Genomic DNA, 23,650 nt, shown 5'->3' with positions numbered 1-23,650 from the left:
CCTCCCTCCGGGTCGCGCTTGCACTGTCTCTTGTCACGGAGACAGGTGGGCCTCCGGATTACGAGGGCGGACACGTCATTCTGGGCGACGTGCTGAAGGACGATACCGCGAGCGAGCCGCTGCGCAGCATGGCAGCAGCGGCTATTGCGGACAGTGCGCGGCTTGGTCGTGGCATGGACGCCGACCTTGAGATGGCCAAGGACATGTATGCCACGGCCTTGGAGCTTGGACATCGCTCAGCCGCGTACAACCTTGGTTTGTGCTGGGAGGGGTACTGGGACAGAAGTGCTCCCGGCGACGTCGTTCCTGACAGCTCAAAGGCCGCACAGGCCTGCAAGCGCGGTGGTTCGAACGCAAAATGCGCCGCGCGTCTGGACGCGCTGCGGGCCCGTTCGCGGTAGACCCCATCAATCGCGCGTCCCGACGCAACGAAAAGCGAGCTCTGTGTCCTGGCTTACGCGGTCGCTTGAGCAGTCATAGGTTCTGGCGCGGTTGCGACAGGCAATTTCGTAACCGCCTTTTTGGCGCCAACCAGTTTCTTCACCGGTGCCTTCTTCGCTACCGCAGTCGTTGTTGCGGGCTTCTTCGCGACGGCTTTCGGCTTGCTCGCAGCGGCAGAATCCGCAACTCCGCTAACGCCATCAATCAAAAACCTCGAACGTTGTTTGGCACCAGCAAGCCACGCCGGCGCCCGCCCACGCCCGCTCCAAGTCGCGCCACTCTTTGGGTCACGATAAAGCGCAGGCTGCGGACCGCGGACGTAATTGCCAGCAGCCTTCGCTTTGCTCACAGGTGCCGGCATCGCCTTACCTCCATCAACAAGGAATTTATCGCGATTTTTTGCGCTTGCAATCCACTGGGGTGCCCGGCCATGTCCGGTCCACGTCGCGCCACTCTTCGGGTCCCGATACTTGACCGCGGCAGTGCCCCCTTTGCCGACAGCCTTGGCTCCAGTGCGTCTGAAAGTTCGCCCGCTGAAGAAGCTGAAGGACGCCGCGGTCTAAACCGGACCGCCGGAGAGGAAGCCCCTCGCGATGGAAGTCTGAGGGGCTTTTTTGTTTCTATGCCTGCCCACATGCAACGAGAGCCGTTCCGTGACGTCAAGTTGATTGCGTCGCAAACGGATTGATGGGCTGAACCTTTCGGCGGTCCTTAACGCGATCAAGCATCTGGCATGAACCAAGACGGCCACGAGTGCTGGCAACTTCTGCCTGGGGGCGGCAATTTTTCTTGCTCCCCCGGTATCGGTGACGAGCACGCTGGCTCCGCTATCGCGCAGGCGGTACTCCAACGCTTCCTCTCCAAACAATGCGAAGAGCGGAACGGAAAACGCGACTTCCTTGCGTGACACCGCGCTTTCGCAGGCAGTTCGCTGTCTGATTGCTTCTCCGCCGGAGTTCGCCGAAGGAGACGCGAGTGATGTGCCCGTTGCCGTGCTCGTGAATCAGCGCCAGCTGCTCCGGGTCGAGCGCCGCCCACTTATTGCACACAGCCACCCCAATGTTGTACTTTTCGGGAATGTTCCAGCGAAATTCTTTAACTTCAGATTCGTAGCTGGTGTCTCCGCGTAGCATACATGGTCAAACTCCCAGGTACTGCCGCTGTAGGTCGGCATCGTTGATTATCTGTTCCGGCTCACATTCGAAGACAACACGACCTTTGTCAACCAGTCGGCAATGCGCGCCCATGCGGGCAACAAACTCCAGATTCTGTTCGACCACAATGACCGCGATGCCCTCACGTTCATTGATTTTCCGGACAGTCGCAGCTATCTGGTCAACGATTGAGGGTTGTATCCCTTCGGATGGCTCGTCGAGAAGCAACAACGTTGGGCGTGTGATGAGTGCCCGTGCCAGAGCCAGAATCTGTTGCTGGCCGCCACTTAGCGAATCCCCGCGCTCGTCGGCTTTTTCGCGAAGCATCGGAAATTCGGAAAGCAGCCCGTCAACCGCTTCGCGCCAGTCGCTGCGCTTCGTGCCGAACGCCGCCGCTTTCAGGTTGTCGAGCACCGACAAGGATGGAAAGATGTCGCGGCCCTGGGGAACGTATGCAATTCCCCGGTGGGCACGCTTGTGCATTGGCATGTCTCGTATCGACGAGCCATCGAAGTGAATCTCGCCTTGCTGCACCGGGATGGCTCCAACGATGGCACGCAAAAGCGTCGTTTTTCCGACTCCGTTTCGCCCAAGGATGGAAATCATCTGCCCCTGCTCCAGCTCCAGGTCGAGACCGTGCAACACAGGCGTTTGACCGTAGCCGGCGCGAAGGTTCTTCAGTTCAAGCGACATGCCCATGTCCTTGTCGCCCCAGATAGATGTCGAGAATCCGCTCGTCGCGTCGCAGTTCTTCAAGCGACCCGGATGCGAAGACGTTTCCCTGGTGGAAGACGGTGACGGGAACGTCCAGCGCCCGCACAAATTCCATGTCATGCTCGACGACGATGACCGACACACTCTGTCCGAGCAGGCGCACCATCGCAGCCATGCGGGCAGTCTCCTCCCTGGTCATTCCAGCTGTTGGCTCATCGAGCAGTACCACCGAGGGTTCAGCAGCGATGACCATGCCAATCTCCAGCCACTGCTTCTGCCCATGGGACAGCGACCCCGCAATGTCATCCGCCCGGTGCGCGAGTGCCAGCCAGCCCAACATTTCCGCGGAGCGAAGGTCGGCCGCTGCCTTGTCTCGTCGACGCCCATACGCGGCTAGCCAAAGGTTCTCGCGTACCGACAGTTCAGTGAAGATGCTGGCCACCTGCAGCTTGATTCCTAGCCCGTTCCTCACCCGGTCGTGTGACTTCATATGGGTAATCGGTCGACCGTCAAGTTCGATGGCGCCGCGATTCGGAGGAAAGCGGCCGACAAGAAGGTTGAAGAACGTGCTCTTGCCCGCGCCGTTCGGGCCAATTAGACAATGAACGCCCTTCTGACCGAAGTTGACTGTTGCCTTCTGCACAGCTCGAACGCCGCCAAAGCGCTTTTCCAGTCCAGTGGCGCTGAGTGCGGCGCCGCTGGACTCGCTGCGAAAAGGCAGCTCTGCAAATCCCTGTTCCTCAGGCAGTGGAACATTGGCGGCCGCTGCGCCAGCCGAACCCGATTTCCGTTTTGCGACCAGGAGTTTGGCTGAGGCCGGAACGATTCCAGACGGCAAGAAAAGAACGACCGCGATGAGCACGACGCCAAGGACGATGGGTGTTGCGTCTCCAGCACCACCGCCCAGCGCGAAGGACAGCGACTGTACGAGCAAGGTTCCAATGAAGGCTCCAGCGAATGACACCCGACCGCCAACCAGGACCCAAATCACCACCTGCGCTGCCAATGCCAGTCCGAAGACCACCGGGCTTATGAACATAGCCCATGCGGCGTAGAAGGCACCCGCGATACCGGCAATCGCTCCGCCAATCGTGAACACTACAAGCTTACGGAGCCGGACATCGAAGGCCAGAAGTTGAGTGCGCAACTCGTTCTGCGTGAGAGCGGTAAGAACACGGCCAAACGGGCAATGAAGGAGAACGTACAGGCCTGCAACAATCAATGCGCAAACCAGAATCACGGTGGAGTACGACTGAACGACTGTCAGGGCGCTCCCGGATTCCCCGAGGGGCAAGGTGATGGGTGGGACGCCCGAGATTCCGTTGTAGCCGCCGAGTTGAGCCTCTCCAATATGGTATTTGGGGTCAGCCGTGCTCGACAGAACGGTGAAAAGCACGAGGGTCATCGCGAGCGTGATGATTCCGACGTAGACGTCGCCGACGTTGCCATAGAAGATGAAGTATCCAACCAAGGCCGCCAGCGCCGCAGTCGCGAGTGCTGCAACGACGACCGAAGATACAGTCTCATTGGTAGCGGGCAAGATGTTGATGGCTGCGACGCTGTACGCATAGGCGCCGATTCCGAAGAAGGCGCCTTGTCCGAAGCTGAATATGCCACCATGCCCCCAGACCAGCGTAAGGCTGGCTGCAAGCAGCCCGAATAGTGCCCAGTTCGTCGCTTGTAAGGTCGCGAATTCCGGCATCGCAAATCCAAGCGCGAGAGCGAGCAGCGCGACGACTGCGCAACCGATGAGGCGCAATTTCAAGGCACGGTTTGATGGAATCATGGTCAGCGTCTCATTCAGAGTTTGCGCCGCAGACGACCCGAGATACCAGTCGGCAGCACGCGTACAAGGCAAATGGCCAGGACCAGCAGAGCCGCTTGTCCGAGGAACGGGGTAAACAGGTATGACACCACGTTCTCGACTCCGCCAAGCAGCGCAGAAGCCGCGGCGGCGCCGGTCAGCACGCCGGAGCCACCCACAACCACCGTCATGAACGCACGAGCGATATATGCCTCTCCCATCGTTGGCATCACGCCTACCATCGGGGCAAGCAATGCGCCAGCCGCGCCCGCAAGCGCTGCACCGAACATGAACGTTAAAGAGTTGATGCGTCGCGGGTCGATGCCGACGGCCGACGCCATCTGGGGTCTCTGAACTGCAGCCCGTGCCATGACGCCGTACTTCGTACGCGTGAACACCGCATAGACGAATGCGAGGAGTGCGAGCGCGGCCAGAATAAGAATGACGGAATAGGCGGAGACGGAGTACTCGCCGAGGTGGATGCTTCCACCCGGAGTGGCAATTCCTTGCGTCGTGGCGCCAAATACGAAGACTGCGCCTTGCGACATGATGAGACTGAGTCCCCACGTCGCCAGCATGCTGTCCATCAGGCGGCCATACAGGAATCGAATCAATGCCCGTTCGACTACCCAGCCGAAGGCCGCAACGGCGAGCGTCGAAACCAACATTGCAACGGGCAGAGGAAGGCCACCCCTGACACCGGCAAGCGTTCCGAACGCGCCAAACATCAGAAACTCTCCATGGGCCAGGTTGATAATCCCCATCATGCCGAAGAGCACTGATAGCCCGAGCGAGACCAACACGAGAATTGCGATGCTGAGTCCGACGGACACAGCCATATTGATGAACCAACCTAGGCTTGAGGCTTCCATGTCTATTCGTCCGTTACAGTACGTCGTCTAGTTGGCTTTAGCCGAAGGCGTGAACTGCTTTGCGGTATTGGGTCGTGCAACAAGGTCGCACACGGTTCGTTCATAGCTCGGCGGAACAGATTTCTCCTCGCCAATAACCGTGAACCCATGCTTATCGTCAGCGCGCGCAATGTGGACGTTCTGAACCACATGGTGTGTCGGACCGTCTACTGTGACCTTGCCTGAAGGACCGTCGAAGCTGACACCACTTTCAAGCGCCTTAATGACCTTCTCGCGGTCTGTGCTGCCTGCCTTCTCGACAGCCAAGGCCCACAGGTGCCAACCGTTCCAGACGGCTACAGCGCTGTCTGTGATGTAGGGGTAGTTGGCTCCGTAAGCCTTCGCCCACGCCTCGCGGAACTTCCTGCTGCCTTCAGAAGAGCCCTCTTGAAAGTAGGGAAAGGCGACGACGATGCCGCTCGCTTCCTTGGGACCCAGGACCACCTGTTCGTTTCCCAGTCCGAACGTCGCGGAGACAATCTGCATACGGCTCGACAGGCCTGCGGACGCAAACTGTCGATAAAAAGCGATGTGGTTGCCACCAACCAGAAGAGAGAGCACCACGTCAGGTTTCGCCTCCTGCAGTTTCGAGATGACCGAGCCGAACTCGCTGACATCAAGCGGAATGAATTCGGCGCCGACGACACTACCGCCAGCTTTTGTCACATACTGCTTCACCCAGTCCGTCGAGATATGGCCGTAGTTGTAGTCGGCTGCCAGAACGTAAAACTTCTTCTTTCCGTTCTTAGTCGCCCAGTCGACAAGCGGCGGGATTTGTTGAGAGGGAACAATGCCGGTGAGGAAGACGTTTTTGTCGCAAACGCCTCCTTCATACTGCTCGTTGTAGAAATACAGTGTCTTGTTGCGGTCCGCTACGGGGCGGACGGCCTCGCGCGAAGCACTGGTGATGCCGCCCATGATGACGGATGCATGGTCTCGGAGCGCGAGCTGGTTCGCATAGCTTGTGTACTTCGCGTTATCTGACTGGGCATCGTAGGTAACGAGCTTGAGCGGACGTCCCAGCACCCCCCCGGCGTCATTGATGGACTTGACGGCAAGCTTCGTAGCATCTGCCATCGCCTTACCGTACACGTTGAGCGCACCAGTCTCATCAAGCACGCTGCCGACAACAATCGGCTCCTTGTCCGCGGCTATCGCGGGGTACTGCGTTGAGAATGCCAGGCAACATAAAGCAAGCCAGCGAAATGCTCGATTCATAGAATCTCCGCGAGAGTAAAGGGCTGTTCGAAGCCGAGTGCGTCCCGAAATCGACGAGGCAAGCCGGGCGACACGAGTTACATTGTTGCAGCAATGGATGCCCGTACGTTGTGAGGCGCGCCGTGGCATATGCCACGTTGCCTTACGGCAGCAGCAACGCGACAGCCCGTTCTCTGCTTGTTTTGAAGATGGTCTGCACGGGTCCACTGCGGAAGGATGTGGTGTTTGTGACAGTAACAGGCCGGCACCTGGGCTCGCTTGCATACCACGGACAACCGGATAGTCCCGGTACGCCATATCAGGGTGATTGCTGATGAATCGAACGGACCCGATGACTGGCGTTCCCACACTTCACGTCACGCGGCAGGTGGCTGTCCGTTTAAGACAATGACCAGGCGTCCCGCAGTCAAACCGGCCTGACGGCGGCGAATACCAGGGTTACATGGACTCACCTGTAAGGACTGGCATGAACGCGAAAATCGAAGATTCCCGGACAAGGGTCCGATGCCGCATTGCGGGTCCACCGAAGAAATTCTTACGGAGAAAGCACCATTGACCCGGAGGCGTGGGACGTCCTTGTTCACACCCTTGAAAGCAGAATCCGGCCTGGAACGGCACCAATTTCAGACGCACCGCGCCGACGTGATGCGTTACCACTGCGCTTTCATATGCTAGCTTTGAGAGAAAAGTCGTGCTTCAAGGCGTTCATATGGTGGTGCGCCCAGATGCGGGGCAGCCTTGGAATCAGCAGGAGCGCGTCTCCCGCATGGTCTTCATCGGGCGTCGCTCGCGCGCGCCGGAACTCAAAGAGGCGCTCGGGAGCTGCCTCGTTCAATCCGCACTGACACCGGCGCTGCAGGAACGGGTCAGGCATCGATGCTGATAATCGCGGGGGTTCTTTCTGCCCATGCTCCCCACAAAAGACCTCACCTGTTGGCAGCCGGCGCAATGCCGTGACTTTGCTGTTCCATCACGATGGCGCGCTCGCACAAGCTATTGGCAATTCGGCAAGGTACGCTCAGGACGTCGTCAACGAAGGAGAAATATGATGCCCAACTCGAGTGTGGAGCAGCTGGTCAGGACCACAGCTGAACACTCAAATCTGCCACTCGAAGACGGTCGCGTAGCAGCAATTAGACAGGTTCTCGAGGTGTGGTTGAAGGACGCAAATGCCTTGTCGGCGAAGTTGAGTGCGCTTGAGTTCGCGCAGGTGTCACCAATCACGGGCTTCCTCCAGACGGTGGTTCATGGTGAGGTGTCGCATGAGCAGTGAACTCGCCAGGTTATCGATTGCAACCGCCGCTAAGCTTGTTCGAAGCGGCGAAGTCAGCCCGACAGACCTGTTGAACGCATCGCTTCAAGAAATCGAGCGACATAACAGCACCTTGCGTGCATTCATTTCCGTCACCGAAGAAACGGCGAAAAAGGCGGCGACCGCTGCCGAACTGTTGTTGTCCGCTGGCTATGACCTCGGACCGCTCCATGGCATCCCGTTGGGAATCAAGGACAACGTAGGCATCCAGGGGCAGAGGACTACCGCCGGCAGCAAGGTGTTAGGAAATTGGTATCCCGACAAAGACGCGACGGTAATAGCGAAGCTTAAACAGGCTGGGTCGGTGTTCGTTGGAAAAACGAACATGCACGAATTCGCTTGGGGTGGCACTTCCGCAAATCCCCACTACGGTCACGTCCGCAATCCTTGGGATACCAGCAAATTTCCCGCCGGGTCGAGCGGTGGTTCAGGCGCTGCCGTGGCCGCAGGCCTGTGCTTTGGCGCACTGGGCACAGACACGGGCGGTTCCATCCGACTACCGTCAGCGATTAACGGGGTGGTCGGCCTGCGACCCACCTACGGAAGAGTCAGCAACTCCGGGATTGTCCCTCTCGCATGGTCCATGGACACCGCGGGGCCAATGACTCGAACCGTCGAGGATTGTGCGTTGATGTTCAACGCGATTGCGGGCCCCGACCCAACCGACCCGGCCACCGCGCCGGTCCCTGTGGATGACTATCTTTCCCGACTGAATTCGGGTGTCAGGGGGCTGCGAATCGGCGTGGTGCCTCGCTACTTCTTCTCTCACCTTCAGGCCGACGTGAAGCGGGCCGTAGAACAGGCGCTGCGGACGTTCGAAGGTCTAGGGGCCCAGCTCGTCGAAGTCGACATCAATCACATCGAAGGCAATATCTCCGCGCAGCTCACCATCGAATCTGCCGAGCCGAGCACCTATCACCAGAAATCGTTACGTGAAAGGCCGGGCGACTACGGCGATGACGTACGGACGTTGTTAGAGGTCGGGGAGATGCTTCTAGCCACGCACTATCTTCAGGCACAGCGCTACAGGTCGGTGCTGCGCGCGGAATTCATCGAGGCATTCAAGGAGGTCGACGTCTTCGTGTGTCCAACGTTGCCTTTTACCGCCACAGCCTTGGGCGCGACAACCGTCGTGATTGAGAACGGGGTGGAAGAGGATATGCTCTCGGCAATCATGCAGTTCACGGGAGTACCGAGCCTGACGGGCCTTCCCTCTCTCAACGTGCCATGTGGATTCGATTCCAGCGGACTGCCGGTCGGCATGCAGATTATTGGTGCGCCCTTCTCAGAGTCGAAACTGTTCTCTGTGGGTCATGCGTTCCAGTCCGCAACTGACTTTCATACGAAGAGCCCCAACCTGGCTTCTTATTGAAAAGAAAACGCCGCGTCATCAACGAGATGCGGCGTTGCTGTACGTGGTGTCCGCACACGCTATTCAGCCTTCGGAACAGTCAACCGGCTCCCTGTTCCGAAGCAATACGCTCTGAGGCGTAACGCCGTAGCTCTTTTTGAACGAGCGGCTGAAGTGGGATACGTCACAAAAGCCAAACGTCATCGCGGCGTCCGTAACATTTTTGACCGAGCCTTCCCGAAGTGCACAGTAGCTCGCCGCGAGCCGCTTTTGCCAGATGGACTTCATGGGAGTCGTAGCCTGTCCCGCGAATGCACGCGCCAATGTTCGCGTTGAAACGTGCATTGACGAAGCAATGTAATTGACGTCGAGGCCTGCGTACTCGATGTTGTCTTCAATGAACGCGAGCGCTTTTCGATACAAGGCGGCTTGCGAGGACGTGACAGGCGCTTCCCCGGAGTGGATGTCGATGATTGCACTTACGAGGTCCAGTATTGCGCCAGCAATCCGCGACCCAGCATGCGTCGACTGGCTGAGTTCCCGCGATTCGCACGCCTCCTTAATCATCGCGCCGAGTACGGCTCTGAATCCCGTGCCAGGTCCTAACGAGGTGGCGACTACGTGCTCGGCGCTCGCGGTGCGACGAAGGAGCAAATCGCGCGGGATTCTGACGATGAAGAAGGACTCTGGCGAAATGGTGTAACTGAATGGGCGCGCTGCATCGTACAGCAGCACGTCACCCGCGTTTTGGACAACCCGTCGGCCGTTTTGCTCCAGGTAGCCGATGCCATTCTCGAGAAAGGAAAGCCAGAGATTGTTTTCAGGACCGGACCGGATATTAGTGAAATCCCGAACCCATTCGTGTTCCGGGCCGGTCATCTTTGCCACATCCAGGGCGCCGAGTGAGCGGCCGATAATCTCAGCGTCGAATTGAGCTCTAAATTGCGAGTCGCTCGTCGCGGGAATGCAGTGACTGCAAACCACGTCCCGCCAGTAGTCGAAACGTTCAGGAGCCGCGACTGAAGATGTTGAGAACAAATATTGCATTGCAGTTCCGATAGCGGCACGTTAGCGATGGTCCTTGCAGCCAGTCTCGGAAAGGTAAGTCGCCCCGGAGCCGGCAAGGCAATGGGCGTGTGTGCCCAGTGTTTGTTGCACTGCGTCATTCTCCTGCGTTTTATGCGGTGGAACTATCAGCATTCGCCGACCATAGAACGCCAAATATCAGCGCGCAAGGATTAGGAGTTTGATTGGGTGTAAGGAGGTTCTCTGGAACCCTGAAAAAGAGTCTCCTTAGCAAGTAGGGGCTCTTCCCGCCGTCACGCCGGTACGAGGTGGGTCCGTTCGTGGACTCCGCCCGTCGGGTGATGGCAGCGCCGCTCTTCTCGCAGACAAACGAGGACGCAATGGCAAGCAGGAATGCTTGAATGGCACGGGATGGAAAGGTTCAGCAACAAGCTTCCCGTCAATGCTCCGGAGTAACATTCTTTCAACTGAGGGAGTCCTTCGAAGGTTACGTTTCTAAAATTTTAGGGAACCCCTCACCGCCCCAGCCGGATACTCGTCCGGCCACGCCCTTGCCAGCCATTTCCACAGCGACCCGTATCGCCAACTGTCACATCCACATCTGTCGCTTCCCGCCCCGGCGCACTCCGCCGTCTCGTCGTCGCTCATCTCCGCGGTCCCCATCCCTCATTGATGCCAAAAGCGATTGCGCGCAAGCGACCCTGGCGAGTGCACGTCGAAGCCGTTGGAACATCTCGTTTATCAGGCCGAGTTCTCGCGTAACGACCTCGACGTCGGTCGCAGCGTCTGATAGCAAAAGTTCTAAGAGCAGTCCGGGTTGTGGTTTCCGGATAGCATGCATTGATGAAATGGTATTTCAACAGCCAGTTAGTCCCCAAACGGGTTGCCGGTGTCTTTCACTTCGGTACTAAGGTTGTATTCCGCACGCACAGCCTTGAGCACGCCCTCGATGTCGCGCTCGAAGCCGACCGCGTTGCCGAAGTGGGTCATGTTCCAGTTGCAGCCTGTCTTGTCAGGCTCCTGCATCTGCGGCCGCGGCACACGAATCTTCACGCCATCCTCGACGATTTCCTGCAGTCGATGGATTCGTCGGTTGACCTCCTGCTGAAGCTGCGAGGCATTGAGCGTCTTGCGTATCATCCAGGTCTCCCTCCGGTTGCTTAAGCCAGTCTAGCGCAAATGAGGCGTTCCGCGACCTGGCGCTGAAAAGCAAAGTGCCTGAGAGAGCAGGCGCCTTGGTTCGTCGGGGGGTTGTGGTGCAAATAGCGCAGGCGAGCGCGAGGCCACCCGGCTGTTCGTCATCTCAGCGAGCTGAAAGGACCGCCGTCCACACTGAGGGCGCAGTGGTATCTTTGAGGTGCAGCTTCATCAGCTTGAATTGGCCTTTGCGAATGCGATGCATCAACTCGATGCCGGAAATGGAGGTTGCTGCCGGAAATGGAGGTTGCCGCAGTCCTGAAGCGTTTAAAGCCGAGCATCACGTTCAGCCGCGCTTTGAGGTTGCGATGATCCTGTTCGATCAGGTTATTCAAGTACTTCGACGATCGCAACGTTGTGCTTTCAGGCCGCAATTTATCGATCGTCATTTCGCGCACTGCGCGATGCGACGCCGCGTAGCCGTCCAGCGTGATTGTCTTGGGAGCGAGCCCTTGACTCCTGATCGCTTTCGCGAAAAAAGGCTCTGGCAGCAGCGACATCGCGCCTGGCGCTGAGCCGGAAGTCAACCGTCTTGCCGGCCCGGTCAACCGCTCGGTAAAGATAAACCCACTTGCCACGGATCTTCACCTAAGTTTCGTCGACTCGCCACGACCGGCCGGCTGCCGTAGCAAAACGGTTCCAGCGCTTGACGAACTCCGGCGTGAACCGCTTGACCCAGCGCATGATCGTCGTGTGCGCCAGAGAAAGGCCACGCTCGGACATCATCTCGCGCAGGCTCAGCTGTTAGCGCAGGTACCAACGAACGCACAAGACGATGACTTCGCGATCGAAGTGCCGACCTTCGAACAGCTTGTCAATGTTCCTCAGCTTACTCATTCTGTTTGCCCTGCGTGCGTCAAAACCCTGAGCCTAACCCATCGGCCTCCGTATTTGCACCAGAGCCCTCCTACCCGCGTTGAGAAAGTACCTGGACTACGAAACGCCAGCCGAGCGATCCAGCAAACTATTGCATCCACCGGTTGAATCCGCCCCTGCGTGCATCTAGTGCCGCGACTTATAGGGAGCCTATATCAGTGCTTGAGAGGCTGCATAACTAGCCAAAGAGCTTCACGCGAGGCGTCCACCATTCCGTCCCAGCGCCTTGCTGGCGGCCATCGAGACAACTCGGGTGCGCTTGACAGCGGCGCCTCGACCGCCTGATGCCGAACCGCGCCACCTCGCCCGCGCTTGCTGGCTAGAAAATGCTGGTGCCATGGACGAAACAGCATCCGGGCGAGGCGCGTGAATTGAGGCTTCGAACTGCCCCGACATCGGCAACTTCGCGGGTCGAACCTTGAATAGTTCCGCCTGCAAATCGTCCGTACCGTCGTGGACGGAGGGCAGGTAGGCGGTTGGCAACACTTCTTTCAAGCTTGCCGCCGTCGCATCGACGCCAGCTTGCAGTTCACCAGCATGTTGGCGCACGGCACGGTCGACAGTACCCTGCACATTGGTCACCGCCAGTTCTATACCTTCCTTCATCTTGCGCAATTCGTCGATCCGGATCTGCTGATCTACTTCCGCCCGCACGCCATTCAGGTAACGTTGCGCGCGCCCCAGTAACGCGCCGGCAGTGCGCGCGACACGGGGAAGTCGTTCCGGACCGAGCACAACCAGTGCGACCGTGCCGATGACGGCCATTTTGGAAATGTCGATGTCAAACATGGCAACTGCTCCTCCAGACTGTTGCGAATTCAATCAATGCACGGGTCATTGTTGCGAGACGGCAGGGGGATCCCGCACGTCGATGTGGGCGGCCACCGGCGCCTCCTTCCCGGGGCCGTCTGCGATAACCGGTTCGATTTCCTGCATGCCTTCCTTGAAACCCTTGATCGCTCCGCCGAGGTCCGAGCCGAGATTGCGGATCTTCTTCGTGCCGAAAACTAGCGCAACGATTGCCAGAACGATCAGCCAGTGCGTAATGCTAAGGCTACCCAAGATCAAACTCCTTTCATATGTAATGGACTTAACAGCAATCAATCCCACGTCTTGCGCTCATCGTAGTGCCATTTGCATGTGGCGTGTATCAGATGCTCTTATGGTTTTTTCAAAGAAATCTTGATTGTTCATTTGCGCCGCACGTTTCTAATATTCGTCGCACGGAGCGGATGGCGATCTTCCGATTCTGCAGGGAGCCCTCCAGATTGAGCGACGACTCACTGCAGCACAAGCCAGACCGGATCGTGCCCACATCTGTGTCGTACAGGAGTTCATCCTGACCACCGTGGATTCTTCAATAGGAATACTTATGAGAGAGCAACCATGACTGACCTGAAACGTCGCAGTGTACTAGCCGGTGCGGCCGCAGGTGCCGTGGCACTCGGTGCAACGGCCGCCGCCAAGGCAGCCGAATTCGGCAACCCGGACCGTCCTTTGCAGGGAGGTATCAACTCGACGCCCGCTGCGATTTCCGAGCCCGGCCCGCAGAATCCACAACTGCGCGATGTTTTGCCGTCGTTCAACAACCCGCCGCCGACGGATGTCGGCGGAATGCCGATTCCATGGGCATCCTTCAATGAGGCGCACAAGCGCATACAGGCGGGTGGCTGGGCACGCGAAGTGACAACGAAGGCGTTTCCGGTGTCGAAGGACATCGCGGGCGTGAACATGCGCCTCGGACCCGGCGGTGTGCGCGAACTGCACTGGCACCAACAGGCCGAGTGGGCGATCATGGTCAGCGGCGAGGTTCGTATCACGACTATCGACACCAAGGGTCGCGCTGAAGTCGCCGATGTACAAACCGGCGACATCTGGTACTTCCCGCCGGGTCTGCCGCATTCGCTGCAAGGCTTGGGCAACAACGGCGGCGAATTCGTGCTGGCTTTCGACAACGGTTCATCGGGCGAATTCAACACGCTGATGGTGTCGGACTGGATGGCGCACACGCCACCGGAAATCCTGGCGCAGAACTTCGGCGTGCCGGCCGAGAAGTTCAAGGAAATCCCGCTCGAGCAGCTGTGGATTTACCAGGGCGCCAAGGCCGGTCCGCTCGCGGCCGACCAGGCCTACGCCGCGGCGCCGAACGGCCGCCCAGACCATCCGTTCATCTTCCGCATGGGCTCCATGGCGCCGACGCTGGCCCAGCCGGGCGGTGAAGTGCGCATCGTCGACAGCAGTATCTTCCCGGTTTCGAAGACCGTGGCGGCCGCGATGGTGACGCTCCGTCCGGGCGGTTTGCGCGAGATGCACTGGCACCCTGATGCGGATGAATGGCAGTACTTCATCCAGGGTACCGGCCGCATGACGGTGTTTAACACGGGCCCGGCCGCTCAGACGGTCGACTTCAATCCGGGCGACGTGGGCTACGTCGAGAAGAACCTGGGGCACTACATCAAGAATACCGGGAATACCGACCTCGTTTTTCTGGAAATCTTCAAGTCGGACCACTTCTCCGAAGTGACTCTGGCACAGTGGCTGGCGAACACGCCGCGCCAGCTGGTGCGTGAGCACCTGCGCGTCGATGACGCCACGCTCGACGTTATCCACAAGCTGAAGGACCGTCGCGACGTGCTCGCGTAAGCGCAAGCAGTTCTGCGGTGACAGTGGCGCGCCGCGTGCACGCAGGGTCGATCTGAAGCGGACTCACGGCGCCCCAATCCGGATTCAATTCTGTTCCCCCGTGATTGCGGGGCAGAAGCAGTCATCTCGTATCGACACCACGTAGCACTTTGAAAAGGCCCCCACCATGTTGATGGCAATTAAACGCACCGCTAACTACGCCCTGTCCGGGAGATCAACGACCGACACCGTCACGGCGATGCGCGATGTCCTCGACAACAGGCGACATGGCATCCGTGCGCTGCTGCCATTCGCCGGCCCTGGGGTGATCGCCTCGGTCGGCTACATGGACCCGGGCAACTTCGCGACCAACATCCAGGCGGGCTCGACCTACGGTTATGAGCTGCTTTGGGTGGTGCTGCTGTCAAGCCTTGTGGCGATGCTGTTTCAGGCGATGTCAGCCAAACTCGGTATTGTGACCGGCCGTAGTCTCGCGGAACTATGTCGCGACGAATTTCCGCGTCCGCTTGTGATCGGGATGTGGATCGGTTCGGAGATTGCCGCGATGGCAACCGATCTGGCAGAGTTCATGGGGGCGGCGATGGGCATCTCGCTGCTGTTTCATGTGGCGATCGGGTGGGGACTGCTGATTACCGGCATCATCACTATCGGCATTCTGTCGCTCGATAGAAAGGGTTTCCGCCCGCTCGAAATCGTCATTGCCGCGCTCATCGCCATCATCGGTCTGAGCTATCTATGCGAGCTCGTGATCGCACCACCAAACTGGCACGCCGCCATCTTTCACACCTTCGTGCCGCATCTGCGGGGCAACGACGCCCTGATGCTCGCGGTTGGTATCGTCGGCGCGACCATCATGCCGCACGCGATTTATCTGCACTCGGGTCTGACGCAGAACCGCGCACCGGCTCGTAACAACTACCAGCGCCGCAAGCTGGTGCGGTTTTCGAACCGTGAAGTGGTGATCGCCCTGGGCTTTGCCGGCTTCGTGAACCTGGCAATGGTGGCCATGTCCGCTTCCGTGTTCAACAAGAAGACACCAGGCATTTCCGACATCACGGTGGCGTATCACACGCTCACACCTGTTCTTGGCGCCGGAGCGGCAGCACTGTTCCTCATTTCACTGCTGGCTTCGGGTATCTCCAGCTCGGTGGTGGGAACGATGGCCGGTCAAAACATCATGCAGGGCTTTGTCGGATTCAAGACGCCGGTGCTGGCACGACGCTTCATTACGATGGTGCCGGCCGTCATTGTCTGCATGACGTGCAATCCAATGACCGCAATGGTGGATAGCCAGATCGTGCTCAGCATCATCCTGCCCGTCCCGCTTATTGCGCTCGTGGTGCTGTCATCGCGGCGCTCAGTGATGGGTCGATTCACTGCGTGCCGGAAGCTGATCGGCACTGCCGTCTTCGCCACTGGCGTGATTCTGGCCCTGAACGTGATGCTCGTCTGGCAGTCGGTCGTCGCGTAACAGCGCGCGAGTGCGAAGCGCGACTTCGTGGCTGGCGCTACTGGCGGCAGTCGTCCTTGTTTCTAGAGCAGCGTGGTCAGGCCGCTGAAGAACGATGCCCGTATGCACACTCTCAATACCCGTGAAATCTTCAAGCCGTGTACCGCCCTCGGTAAGAAGAAACTGCCGGAAGTCGTCCGCCGCCCGCGGTAAGGGGCGGTCCGCGCGATGGACCACACACCATTGGCGTCTAAGCGGAAAACCCTGCACGTCGAGCACTTTGAGCAAACCGGCGCGCACTTCGGACTGAACCGCTTGTGTTGATAGAAAGCTGATGCCCATGCCGGCCATGACCGACTGTTTGATCGCTTCTTCGCAGCCGATTTCCATAAAACGCGGTGCCGATTCGCGTCGGCAGAATGTGTCGTTGGCGGCGTTGCGGGTGTCGGTACCACTCTCCCTTACGATCAGGCATTCGAGCGCGATGCGCGCATATGGGATGTCGGTTTCACAAGCAAGCGGATGTGTCGGTGCCGCCACCAGCACGAAGGGATTGGGTGCAAACGGCTCGGCTATGATGGCAGGGCCATCCGGCGCGTGCACCATCACGGCGAGGTCGATCTGATCGCTTCGCAGCAAGGTGATGAGTTGATCGCGACTGCGCACTGTCATGTCGAGATCGACGCTGGTGTTGCGTTGCATGAACGAGTTGATCAGATGCGGAAAGAAGTAGCTGCCCGAGGTGATCAATCCGACTCGCAGACGCTGGATGCCGCCTGTCATGAGGTCCGCCAGTGATTGCTCGGCAGTCTTCAGATCTGCAAGAATCACCCGGCAATGACGTAGAATCAGCGTGCCGGCTTCGGTCAGCGAGATCCGCTTACCGGTGTGGCGGAACAGCGGCAAGCCAGTCTGGTCCTCCATCTGCTTGATCTGCATCGACACGGCCGGCTGGGTCAGGTGAAGGTCCTCAGCCGCGCGGGAAAAACTCAAGTTGCGCGCCACACTTTCGAAAGTCTTGAGTTGTCGAATCGTTATATTTCTCATGTAAGACCGCGCGTCTCCTTTCAGGACCGTAAAAACGCCCATTAGAAATCCGGGAGGTTTCAGGCGTTATCAGTTCGTGCGGGCGCGGTTGCCCGCAGCCGGAATGCGTGCATTCGACGCATGGCCAATGCCGCCTTCCTGGAGCCAATAGCCAAGACCCATGAAAATCCCACCGCCGGCGAGATTGCCCAGGGTGACGGAGAGTTCGTTGTGTACGGCACCGGCGAATGTGATGTTGGCCGGGTGCTCGCTGATCAGCGCAAGCGCGAACACGAACATGTTCGCGACGCTGTGCTCGAAGCCGCTTGCAACGAACGCGAATACGGGCCAGAAGATCAACCCGAGCTTGGCCGCGTCACTATCGGTCCGGGCTGCCATCCAGATCGCCAGGCACACGAGCCAGTTGCACAGGAGGCCCTTTGCGAACAGCTGAACCGCCGGGGCGGCCATCTTCGCTTCAACCACCTTGAAGAACACCTCCGAACCGTCAGTCAACAGCACGCCCCCGCCGGCCGCGTGTAGAATCGCCGCGAGCACCACCGCGCCGATCAGATTGCCGATCCAGCACACCGCCCACACTAGTACCATGCCACCGACCCCGGTTTCTCCGCGGAATACCGCAAACGGCATGTACATCGCCGTGCCGGTGAACAGATCGGAACCGGCGAACACAACGATCGTCAGCGCGCAGGCGAATACTGCACCCATGATCAAGTGCGTATAGGCCTGATTGACATGCGAGCCGACCGAAAACATAAGGATGTCGCCAAAGCCAATGTAGGCACCAGCCATCGCCGCGCCAATCAGAAAGGCAAGCGGCGAGCGCACGACAGCCGACGCTTTGTGCGCGCCGATCTTCGCGAATTTATCGATACTATCTGCGTACATCACTACTCCACAAAAATAAGTCGCGTCCGGATCGAGTAGCTATCCGGAAGCTTCACGCTCACCGGGTACCCCATTCTCGGCCGCTCACTCTGGCGGCCCCATGACACTGCGATTACAAGCGTGTTATCTTCACGCTAGCCATGCGGTCACACGAGTACACCGGCGTGTCAGCACCGATGGTCCCGCCCCGAGCCCCGTACGAGCGGGACGCCACGCAGCACTTCAGCGAATCCGGGAGCACGCAAAGCGACAAACTTCTTACAGGCAGCGCCATGCACTGTCGCTTTAAGATGCAATCCAGATCGACTTGGTGGTATGTCCTACAACGTTCCGACGGCGAAGCGCGCAAGCGAAGCTGCGACACCCGCGCCATACTCCGGATCGGCCCTGGTGCAGTTGTCGTTGTGGCGCTGCCTCACTTCATCCCTGCATCGCCCATCGCCCGCGCCGTGTTGTCGAAGAGCGTCTGGCGCTGGGCCGCATTCATCTTGCGGAAGAGATCGCCTGGCTGCTTGTAGTAATCGTCATCGACCCGATGGTCCCAATGAGCCGCCGCGCCGTCAATTTCCAACGGCGGTTCGTTGAGTTGCGGCTGACCCGTCCAGACCGCATTGCTGTTAGGCCAATACGACGGCATGCCGCTGGACAGATCACGTTTCCCTCCGACATTGTGGCGTGGTTACGCTCGACTGCCACTCGCAGCCGACGATACGGCTCCATCTGCACGGGCGCCTTTATACTCGCGTCAACGGTCTGCTTGACGGACGTCATGTGACGATTCATTGGGCCGCCTCCGAGGCTTCGGCCGGAGCGCATCCATCGCTTACGATCGACGAAGACGCGCTGTACGGTGTCAGCCTGTAGGTGCCCCGGTGTGTGCGGTAATGCACACAGAGAACGAGAGAAAAAAACTCCCCGAAATGGGGAGCTTTGATCGGCTCGGGCCGATCCACCAGTGCAAGCGCGAAGTAACGCGAACCGCGGCGAACTATTGAGTGATTTTCACTTGGATCAAACCGACGCGGATACATCGTTCCGCTTCGCGAAGTTGAATCGCAGCAGGTTGCTGATATCGGTATCTGGGTGCACGCTGCGGCAGTTCGGTCGGCACGCGAGGCAGATACGCATACCACCGTAGAGCATTGCCTCCCGTAGATCGCACACTTAGATTAGATTCCCAAAGACGCGCTTTTACGAGATCGGCCTTGTGCAGCACTGCGCCTTCGAAGTTACCCCCGCGCACACATGACGCGCTGGAGATCCCGGGCGACGAAAGTCGAAGCCCGGGATCTTACGATTAGGACTCCATTACTTGAAGCAGACGAGCGTACCGCAGGAGAGCAGTCGCGCAATCTGGCGCACAAAGGTTTCTTCAAGAGAGTCGAGCCCTGAAAAAGTCAAGAATTTCGTCCCGCGCCTTTGTCGTCGGCTGCCCCTCTTGATCTATGAGATGTACAGTGACGACGTTGTGGGGTGTTTGCACTACCTTTTCAAAGAACTCGGGCACGTCTCTGTTGGCAGCGCTGTCGGGCAGCACTCGCCCGATAAATCGATCTCCAAGCGCTTCTTCATATGCAGCGAATCTCTGGGACTTACAAAAGCGATCGCCTTCGAAGCGATACGCCATAACTGTGAGATCTTCTTTTTCAAGTCGTGCCTTGACTACTTTCAGCTCTTCTGGAGCTATCTCCAGTCCGGCGTCGTCGTCAAGTGGCAGCGCGGGTTGCGAGAACACTGGTGCGAGCATCGCCGGTTCGAGCATCATCGACAAAGCAAAGTTTCCCGAAAAGCACATTCCGATTGCGCCGACACCTGGACCACCGCATTCTTCGTGGGCAAGCTTGGCCAAAGCCCTCAACCACTTTGTAACTGGACTAGAACCGCCAGCACCGAATGCACGGAATTCCGCGCTCACGCATAGGCGCTTGAATATCGCCTGTCCGACTTCGAGGTCGATAGGTTCGCCATCCCTGCCGTATAGAGAGGGCATGTAGACCGTGAAGCCTGCATCTCGAACCCACCGGGCAAATCGCGCAACATGTGGGCTGATACCCGGAACTTCAGGGATCACGATCACTGCGGGGCCCTTGCCAGAAATATGGACAAGTTTGGTGATGTCGTCCAGTAGCGTGATTTTTCGCGGCTGGAAGTCCTTTAAAGGATCGTATTCGTTAAGATTTCTCGGTTGCATGGCTGATTCCTCTTGAGTGTGGGAACGACAAGGTAGGCGCACGACCCTCGTCGCATACCTCTCGTTTCCCGCTAGTAAGGGTTGTATTTGACTGCCAGAAACCGCAAACTAGCAGTGTCCGTTCAGACACTTATCAGGCGGTATCAGCCATGTTTGATTTCTCGGTCATAGTTCTGCGCGGAGCGTCCGCGTCAAGCGTCGCGATGACCCTTGATATCCTTTCGACCGCGGCGGCTTGCGCAAAGAAGGTTGGGTGTGCTGTACCGCAGTGGCGGATATATTCCACCCGGAAACTCGTCAGATTGAGCAATGGTGTGAGCGTGGGCGCAACGCCGCTGCCTAAGAAGTTAAGTCACGACGGTTCGGTGTGGATTATTCCCGGTTTGGACTTGCAGACAGTCGCGGAAGTCACGACTCGATTTGATGAACCGGATGCCAAGCGAACGATTAATGCATTGCAAGAGCACGTAAGAGCAGGTGGCGAGGTCGCGGCGTCGTGTTCGGCGGTTTTTTTATTACGTGCGGCAGGCTTACTCGATCACCGGCGGGTGACCACCACATGGTGGTTCGCTGGTCTGCTTCAACAAATGGCGCCAACGTGTACGGTCGACGGTGACAGGTTGCTGGTCGTAGATAAAAATATTGTAACGGGCGGGGCTGCATTTGCGCAGATCGACGTCATGCTTTATCTTTTGCGTACCAGATTTAATCCGACGCTCGCAGAAGCGGTATCCCGAAATCTGCTGATTGATGGTCGCGGGTCTCAGGCGCAATTTATTGTTCCGGCCGCATTGGCAAATGGCAATGAATTGGTTGGAAAGCTAGTATCGCTATATGAGGCGCGACTACGAAATCCCCCAAGCATCGAAAGGCTCGCGACTGAATTGTGCATGTCGAGTCGAACTCTCTCTCGACATGTAAAGGTTGCGACCGGTCGAAGTACTTCAGCGCTGCTTCAACATGTCCGCATTAGTAGAGCACGCATGTTGCTTGAAGCGGGCAATCTTACGATCGAACAGATTGCTGAAGAGATAGGGTACGGAGACACCACTGCACTCCGTCGTCTGATGCGTAAGTTGACCGGGTCGACACCACGTCAATTCCGACCCTCCGTATTGCCAAAATGATCGTCTCAAGAATAATTTTCTCATCAGATCGTCTCGCCCATTTGGGTGACAAATCGAGCGCGGTCTCCGCAACTCGAGCAAAGTTCGGCGACAGACTGCGTCTCGCTCGTGGACTAGGAGGAACATCGCCCACGTCGCGCTCGTGACTTCGTTGTCATGCCTGGTTCGATTGGGCCGACATGAACCTTCTGGTGTCCTTCGGCAGCTTTGCTTCCTGAACTCGGTAGGCACTCGTTGTCCATACAGCAAACCTATGAGAATGGATTGCGAAGCTTCGTTGCGACGTTGACCGCATTACTCCCAGACGCAGATTTGAAAGCGGCGGGTCGTCGGGCAACCGCATCTTTGCTCTCATGGTGGGCACCCTTCAGCTGGCGTGCGCTGTGCCAGACGCTGCCCGCGCGGAGGAAATCACGGAAGGCGGCGTCGAGGCAGCGGTCGTCCTTGCACGCGAGTCACAAGAATGAACTTTGCTTGGCGGCGGCCCGGCCTCCTCAGCTGAGCCAGTGCAATGTATGAGGTCCACGGAGACCTGCAGATTGACGACCGGCCACCGACCGGCGTGAAGCGCCGTTCCAGCATCCGCCCCGTGACACGATCGAATGCCAGAAACTGGCCGACACCAGAAGCTCGAGTCTCATCGGATACGATAGTGAACTCACCATCTTGCGTGGGGACAAGAGTTGCGTAACGGTTGCACGGGCTTAATTTTCCTCGAAAAATCCCTGCGTCGATTGGACGTGGGCATTCGATCAGTCGAGAAGCAACTGCCCTATGTGGTCGTGGTCTTCCAGACAGGCGGTCGCTCACGCCACCGCCCTGCCTAGCTCCCCATCACGCGGCGACAGCCAGCATCGACCGACGGCACCTGGCAGACGCACAAGCACATGCATACTGAGCGCGAGCCTCTTCGTCTTCGGCATCGTCGATTGCCAGCAGATAGTCGATGAAGAGCTCTTCGCCTGCGTCGACTGGCCGGAGCGCGTAGATGAAAATCCGCCCTTGATCCTCGACGGTCTCGCAGTTCGGCGCGCAGGCGTGATTCAGCCACCGCGCACTGTTACCGCCGCGACTGCCGTCGATGACCCGGCCATCCGACAGACCGAACAGGAAGGTGTGTCCCGTGACGCCTTCACGCCGGTGTCGACGTAACGCGTCCCGCCACGCTGTGATTTCGCCCTTATATTCGAGCACGCGCTCGCCCGCTGCGAGCGGACGCATCGCAAATACACCTTTGCCGTGAACCAGCGATCTCCGAACGATGACGCGTCGCATTCTATTGCCCTGACGGTGGTCTTTGCGCAAGTATGAAGCGGCCAATTTCCGCGTCTACTGATGGAAGAAAAATTTGTTGCCGCAACCGCCAGCTCCTGGCGCGCGGCACTCTATCCAGGGGCGTGGGCAGGGTTCGAGTCGCGACAGCGAAGGTTGATCGTCAGATTCCCCGCGATTCAGGCAAGATTCAGAATAGTTGGGCGCCAAGTTCGCGCAGGCTGGCCCACTTCACCGTACTCACGAATGTCCGGCCCGCCGTGTCGAGCGATTCGATCATCGCGCGCTGCCCACGCGCTTCCGCGATGACGCGCACGATGCGGGTCCGGTAGCGTAGCAACGCACCGATAGTCGGGCACGAGGTCTGCCGCCGTGTCCGGGAATGTTTCTTTTCCATGCGAGTATCGATATAGATAGGCAGCAAAAGCGAGGGGCCGAGATACAACGCACTAACCCGCAGCAAATGCGACAGGGCCAGCCGCCCTGAGTCCAGACCGGCAGCCTGAGCACGGTGTTCCGACGCGACTGTCGCCGTACAGGTCGCGGCGATCCGACCAGGAGGCCGTTCGCAGCCGCGTCCGATGGCTTGGCTGTGGTTTCAGGCGCCGTTCACCGCGTCCTTGAACGCCTTGCCCGCGGTGAACTTGACTGTCTTGGCGGCAGCGATCTGGATCTCGGCACCGGTCGCCGGATTGCGTCCGACCCGTGCGGCACGCGCACCGGTCGAAAACGAACCAAAGCCGATCAGTTGCACCGTCTTTCCTTTCGTCAGCTCACCGGTAATGGTCGCGATCACCGCGTCGATCGCCTCACCGGTCGCGGCCTTGCTGTCTCCAGTCTTCGCGGCAACTGCATCCACCAGTTCCTGCTTGTTCATGGTTTTATCCCTGTTCTGGTTGTGAAGATGTCGCCCACCCTACCCGATCGCCGGGGCATTAGGCAATATCTGCCAGTCCCGGCTTCGCATCACCCGACTGGCCGCGCGTCGCCGGCCGCTTATCTGAGTCGTGTCCCGATGCCCGACGGTT

General features: G+C 58.5%; 22 protein-coding genes and 3 pseudogenes. 7 read left to right on the top strand and 18 right to left on the bottom strand.

What is annotated here, in order from left to right:
• Nucleotides 1-89 precede the first annotated feature (89 nt).
• Complete coding sequence (locus P0D73_RS39170) at nucleotides 90-401, top strand: hypothetical protein (protein WP_408181602.1); 312 nt, start codon at nucleotides 90-92, stop codon at nucleotides 399-401.
• Between the two features lie 53 nt (nucleotides 402-454).
• Here P0D73_RS39170 and P0D73_RS39165 read toward each other — a convergent pair whose 3' ends face one another.
• The 6 genes and pseudogenes from P0D73_RS39165 to P0D73_RS39140 all read right to left on the bottom strand — a co-directional run bounded on the left by P0D73_RS39165 (nucleotide 455) and on the right by P0D73_RS39140 (nucleotide 6,242).
• A complete protein-coding gene (locus tag P0D73_RS39165) occupies nucleotides 455-853 on the bottom strand; it encodes an H-NS family nucleoid-associated regulatory protein (RefSeq protein WP_494478264.1) in 399 nt (132 codons plus the stop codon).
• Nucleotides 830-907: pseudogene (locus P0D73_RS39160) on the bottom strand (H-NS family nucleoid-associated regulatory protein); the annotation flags it as partial. The pseudogene P0D73_RS39160 and the gene P0D73_RS39165, both read right to left, overlap by 24 nt.
• 673 nt (nucleotides 908-1,580) lie before the next feature.
• The gene (locus P0D73_RS39155; RefSeq protein ID WP_408319695.1) at nucleotides 1,581-2,288 is read right to left on the bottom strand and encodes an ABC transporter ATP-binding protein; all 708 of its coding nucleotides are present in this window, start codon (nucleotides 2,286-2,288) and stop codon (nucleotides 1,581-1,583) included.
• Nucleotides 2,278-4,095 carry an ATP-binding cassette domain-containing protein gene (locus tag P0D73_RS39150; RefSeq protein ID WP_408319693.1) on the bottom strand — a complete coding sequence of 606 codons (1,818 nt, stop codon included), beginning with the start codon at nucleotides 4,093-4,095 and terminating at the stop codon, nucleotides 2,278-2,280. Before P0D73_RS39150 ends, P0D73_RS39155 begins: the two co-directional genes overlap by 11 nt.
• A 14-nt stretch (nucleotides 4,096-4,109) precedes the next feature.
• On the bottom strand, nucleotides 4,110-4,985 hold the full coding sequence (locus P0D73_RS39145) for an ABC transporter permease subunit (protein ID WP_408181608.1): 876 nt from the start codon (nucleotides 4,983-4,985) through the stop codon (nucleotides 4,110-4,112).
• A 27-nt stretch (nucleotides 4,986-5,012) separates the two neighbouring features.
• Nucleotides 5,013-6,242, bottom strand: a complete 1,230-nt coding sequence (locus P0D73_RS39140; RefSeq protein ID WP_408287938.1) for an urea ABC transporter substrate-binding protein — start codon at nucleotides 6,240-6,242, stop codon at nucleotides 5,013-5,015.
• A 691-nt stretch (nucleotides 6,243-6,933) separates the two neighbouring features.
• Here P0D73_RS39140 and P0D73_RS39135 point away from each other — a divergent pair.
• Both P0D73_RS39135 and P0D73_RS39130 read left to right on the top strand, forming a co-directional pair.
• The gene (locus P0D73_RS39135; RefSeq protein WP_408181611.1) at nucleotides 6,934-7,125 is read left to right on the top strand and encodes a GTP-binding protein; all 192 of its coding nucleotides are present in this window, start codon (nucleotides 6,934-6,936) and stop codon (nucleotides 7,123-7,125) included.
• A 379-nt stretch (nucleotides 7,126-7,504) separates the two neighbouring features.
• Nucleotides 7,505-8,926, top strand: coding sequence for an amidase (locus tag P0D73_RS39130; protein WP_408181613.1), 1,422 nt, complete (start codon nucleotides 7,505-7,507; stop codon nucleotides 8,924-8,926).
• A 63-nt stretch (nucleotides 8,927-8,989) separates the two neighbouring features.
• On the opposite strand, the gene P0D73_RS39125 is transcribed toward P0D73_RS39130, so the two are convergent.
• The 5 genes and pseudogenes from P0D73_RS39125 to tatA form a co-directional block, all read right to left on the bottom strand.
• Complete coding sequence (locus tag P0D73_RS39125) at nucleotides 8,990-9,952, bottom strand: AraC-like ligand-binding domain-containing protein (RefSeq protein WP_408319692.1); 963 nt, start codon at nucleotides 9,950-9,952, stop codon at nucleotides 8,990-8,992.
• An 846-nt stretch (nucleotides 9,953-10,798) separates the two neighbouring features.
• On the bottom strand, nucleotides 10,799-11,071 hold the full coding sequence (locus P0D73_RS39120) for a hypothetical protein (protein ID WP_132382040.1): 273 nt from the start codon (nucleotides 11,069-11,071) through the stop codon (nucleotides 10,799-10,801).
• 163 nt (nucleotides 11,072-11,234) lie between these two features.
• A pseudogene (locus P0D73_RS39115) lies at nucleotides 11,235-11,956 on the bottom strand (IS6 family transposase).
• A 240-nt stretch (nucleotides 11,957-12,196) separates the two neighbouring features.
• Nucleotides 12,197-12,793: a Sec-independent protein translocase protein TatB gene (gene tatB / locus P0D73_RS39110; protein WP_408287932.1), complete on the bottom strand. Its 597-nt coding sequence runs from the start codon at nucleotides 12,791-12,793 to the stop codon at nucleotides 12,197-12,199.
• A 45-nt stretch (nucleotides 12,794-12,838) separates the two neighbouring features.
• Entirely contained in the window at nucleotides 12,839-13,066 is a 228-nt protein-coding gene (gene tatA / locus P0D73_RS39105) for a Sec-independent protein translocase subunit TatA (RefSeq protein WP_408181617.1), read from the bottom strand.
• Nucleotides 13,067-13,390: 324 nt separating this feature from the next.
• Between tatA and P0D73_RS39100 the strand changes: the two genes are divergently transcribed.
• Together P0D73_RS39100 and P0D73_RS39095 are read left to right on the top strand one after the other, a co-directional pair.
• Nucleotides 13,391-14,647, top strand: a complete 1,257-nt coding sequence (locus P0D73_RS39100; RefSeq protein ID WP_408181618.1) for a cupin domain-containing protein — start codon at nucleotides 13,391-13,393, stop codon at nucleotides 14,645-14,647.
• A 166-nt stretch (nucleotides 14,648-14,813) separates the two neighbouring features.
• Nucleotides 14,814-16,118, top strand: a complete 1,305-nt coding sequence (locus P0D73_RS39095; RefSeq protein ID WP_408181620.1) for an Nramp family divalent metal transporter — start codon at nucleotides 14,814-14,816, stop codon at nucleotides 16,116-16,118.
• Here P0D73_RS39095 and P0D73_RS39090 read toward each other — a convergent pair.
• The 3 genes from P0D73_RS39090 to P0D73_RS39080 form a co-directional block, all read right to left on the bottom strand.
• The gene (locus tag P0D73_RS39090) at nucleotides 16,005-17,186 is read right to left on the bottom strand and encodes a LysR family transcriptional regulator (RefSeq protein ID WP_408181621.1); all 1,182 of its coding nucleotides are present in this window, start codon (nucleotides 17,184-17,186) and stop codon (nucleotides 16,005-16,007) included. The genes P0D73_RS39095 and P0D73_RS39090 overlap by 114 nt on opposite strands.
• Before the next feature lie 27 nt (nucleotides 17,187-17,213).
• On the bottom strand, nucleotides 17,214-18,032 hold the full coding sequence (locus P0D73_RS39085) for a formate/nitrite transporter family protein (protein WP_408181623.1): 819 nt from the start codon (nucleotides 18,030-18,032) through the stop codon (nucleotides 17,214-17,216).
• Nucleotides 18,033-18,447: 415 nt separating this feature from the next.
• Nucleotides 18,448-18,603: a catalase-related domain-containing protein gene (locus tag P0D73_RS39080; protein WP_408319691.1), complete on the bottom strand. Its 156-nt coding sequence runs from the start codon at nucleotides 18,601-18,603 to the stop codon at nucleotides 18,448-18,450.
• A 69-nt stretch (nucleotides 18,604-18,672) separates the two neighbouring features.
• On the opposite strand from P0D73_RS39080, the pseudogene P0D73_RS39075 reads away from it, so the two are divergent.
• Nucleotides 18,673-18,881 (top strand): annotated as a pseudogene (locus tag P0D73_RS39075) (DJ-1/PfpI family protein); the annotation flags it as partial.
• Between the two features lie 523 nt (nucleotides 18,882-19,404).
• Here P0D73_RS39075 and P0D73_RS39070 read toward each other — a convergent pair.
• Nucleotides 19,405-20,223 (bottom strand): dienelactone hydrolase family protein, encoded by an 819-nt coding sequence (locus P0D73_RS39070; RefSeq protein WP_408181626.1) that lies wholly within the window; start codon nucleotides 20,221-20,223, stop codon nucleotides 19,405-19,407.
• A 149-nt stretch (nucleotides 20,224-20,372) separates the two neighbouring features.
• Between P0D73_RS39070 and P0D73_RS39065 the strand changes: the two genes are divergently transcribed.
• Nucleotides 20,373-21,350 carry a GlxA family transcriptional regulator gene (locus P0D73_RS39065; protein ID WP_408287914.1) on the top strand — a complete coding sequence of 326 codons (978 nt, stop codon included), beginning with the start codon at nucleotides 20,373-20,375 and terminating at the stop codon, nucleotides 21,348-21,350.
• A gap of 834 nt (nucleotides 21,351-22,184) precedes the next feature.
• On the opposite strand, the gene P0D73_RS39060 is transcribed toward P0D73_RS39065, so the two are convergent.
• The 3 genes from P0D73_RS39060 to P0D73_RS39050 all read right to left on the bottom strand — a co-directional run bounded on the left by P0D73_RS39060 (nucleotide 22,185) and on the right by P0D73_RS39050 (nucleotide 23,499).
• Nucleotides 22,185-22,625: an SET domain-containing protein gene (locus P0D73_RS39060; RefSeq protein WP_408181628.1), complete on the bottom strand. Its 441-nt coding sequence runs from the start codon at nucleotides 22,623-22,625 to the stop codon at nucleotides 22,185-22,187.
• Between the two features lie 187 nt (nucleotides 22,626-22,812).
• Nucleotides 22,813-23,019, bottom strand: a complete 207-nt coding sequence (locus P0D73_RS39055) for a hypothetical protein (protein WP_408181629.1) — start codon at nucleotides 23,017-23,019, stop codon at nucleotides 22,813-22,815.
• A gap of 201 nt (nucleotides 23,020-23,220) precedes the next feature.
• Complete coding sequence (locus P0D73_RS39050) at nucleotides 23,221-23,499, bottom strand: HU family DNA-binding protein (RefSeq protein ID WP_408181631.1); 279 nt, start codon at nucleotides 23,497-23,499, stop codon at nucleotides 23,221-23,223.
• Nucleotides 23,500-23,650 lie beyond the last annotated feature (151 nt).

The organism is Paraburkholderia sp. RL18-101-BIB-B, assembly GCF_046026985.1.
GTDB lineage: Bacteria > Pseudomonadota > Gammaproteobacteria > Burkholderiales > Burkholderiaceae > Paraburkholderia.
Note: the sequence above shows the minus strand (reverse complement) of the source record. Positions and strands in the feature narration are given on the sequence as shown.